Origin of the sequence: Frigoribacterium sp. CFBP 13707 (genome assembly GCF_014842245.1) — a bacterium.
GTDB lineage: Bacteria > Actinomycetota > Actinomycetes > Actinomycetales > Microbacteriaceae > Frigoribacterium > Frigoribacterium endophyticum.
Genome location: NZ_JACYVL010000031.1, coordinates 1 through 2,306, shown reverse-complemented (window position 1 = coordinate 2,306; position 2,306 = coordinate 1). Strand labels below are relative to the sequence as shown.

Below are 2,306 nucleotides of genomic sequence, written 5' to 3'. Positions count from 1 at the left end.
GGTGTGGCGCGACCAAAGTCCCCTCTGTTTCCGGGGGCGCGACAAGAGTCGCAGGGCGTGGCGCGACCAAAGTCCCCTCTGTGTTCCGGGGCGCGACCGGGCGCCCCAGGGTCTGGCGCGACCAAAGTCCCCTAGGGGACCGAACGCTCCACCGAAGGGCAGGCAAGGAGGGATCCGCAGGGGTCCGCCGCACCACGTATTGAGGGAGAGCGATCCCGGCATAGCCACGGACTAGTGCCCATTGCTTCGTTTCCGCAGGCCCGAGCGCGACTCCGGTATAAGGCCTCCGCATGCCACAGCGCCTAGAAGAATCACTCGCCGCACACATAGGAACCATGACCAATGACGAGCAGCCCAGGACCACCAACGGACGCTTCGACGGACACACCCCGACCCGGGCGGAAGTTCGTCTGGGGCGGACCCAACCGGATGACTACGCTGGCCCCAGAACACACCGTTCCTACGACGCGTACCGGCGCGCAGCGGACGGCGGGCCTGGCGTCTTTGAGGCCTTGGCTGACGCGTCCAGCATTTTCGTGTGGCAAGGCGCGTAAGCGTGCGAAGCCGACGAGGTCCAAGAACATCGGCTGCAAGGTCAACCGCCAGCAACCAGGGGGAGCACATGGGCAGTGAAGCGTTACAGGATGGGCAGCACCGGGTGCGCGGCGTCTATGGAAACGGCGACGGCGTAGTCGTCTGGGGCATGGACACCATGTGGGTGGCACCGGGGTGGCGCTTGCAGACAGTCAACGTAGGTTTAAAGGGCGGGGCACCTCTCGGTAGTCTCACCTACGTGGAGGAGGCGAGTAGTAGGCGCATCGACGTGGCTGTTCGTTGGGATCACGTTCACGACCAGCTGCAGTGTTCAGTAACTAACCGTGCAAGGGCCCAAAGCGAGCGGAATATTCTCGAGCGCGACGCACGGGCCCGTATCGGAGCCCTCTGACGCGTCAGTGCCGAACTGGGGTGGCGATTCGCGTCAAGCGAGATGTCTCGCACCGACATCTTCGAAGCCGCGGGGCTTTCGCCGGCTTCTGTTTCCATCTCTCGAACGGCACTCGAATCCGGCGGTTAGGTCGAAGATCTTGCCGAGCAGACGCCTGGTGCGTGCTGCTGTAGACCGCACCTGCTCCCCGACGAACATGCGCATATTTGCGCATTGGGCTGGCCAGCCGCCATCTCAGGCTGGGCAACCGAGCCGCGCGGCTTGACGCCACTCGCGTATGTCGCGACAACCGGTTCGGCAGACGGTGAGCCAGCCGGGGCGACGATCCCTACGCCGCTGTCGAAGCCCACCTCGACGAGTAGTGGAGTGCGGCTGCCGCCGGTGCACTGAGCCCATCGGTACGTGTCGCCCGTCTTGACGGCGGGCTCCACGATGAGGAATCCCGCTCGCGCTGAACCGACCCGGTCGACGAAGTGACGCACGGTTGCCCACGGGGTCATTCCAGAAGACTCTGGGAATCGCCATCGGACCTCGGCCTCGGCTGCCTGCGACAGTTCTATGAGTTCTGGGTCTCGTTGAGAGCAATCGGTAGCGAACTGCATCTCGGTTCATGCGCGGCAATGCGACTCGCGAAAAGCGGGTTCGCGCGTTCTGCACGATGAGTGCAGGCTCGGACTCACGACGTTCAGCCGGAATATCCTCCTGTCATAAGGCTCTGACGTCATGGTTCGGCGACCGCCGAATGCTGAGTCAGAGTGTGGGGGCGGGCACGACTGGCTGTGGCCGTGACCGAGGAGCGGTGGGGGCAGGGCCGTTGGGGATCCCCGGTTACTGCGCTGGCTCGGGACACGAAGCTCGCCTCACGCATTCGCTCGCACGCGGCACAGTCCTAGGGCAGTCGGGACATGGACGCTTACCGTCGGGAGTTGGTCGTCTTAAACCGTCTATCGAGACGCTTCTCTGGCTGGCTGGCTGGCTCGGGTCTAGTCTCGCGGCCCTGGCTCGGGACTAGGCGAGGGATGAGCCGGGCGAAGATCACCATGCCGATGAGTTCGACGAGCGTCTGGGTCACGACAACCACCGGGGCAAGCGACAGCGATGACGGCAAGGCCAGCGCGAGCGGCAAAACCACGAGCGAGTTCCTGGTCGCACCGCTGAACACCAAAGCACGGGTCGCTGGCACGTCGAGCCGGAAGATGCGGCCGGCACCAACGCCGAGCGCTGCCATAACGACGAGGAACCCGGCGTAGATCGGCACCAGCACGAGCAGCTGCCCCAGGGAGTCCCCGACGGCTCCCGCTTGCGAGGCCACGACGGTGAACAGGGTCGCCATCATCAGCGGCACCATCAGGCCCAGCAT

At 64.7% G+C, this 2,306-nt stretch carries 1 pseudogene; it reads right to left on the bottom strand.

Features of this window, described 5'->3' with window-relative positions:
• Positions 1-1,859: 1,859 nt before the first annotated feature.
• Positions 1,860-2,306 (bottom strand): annotated as a pseudogene (locus IFT45_RS16620) (hypothetical protein); the annotation flags it as partial.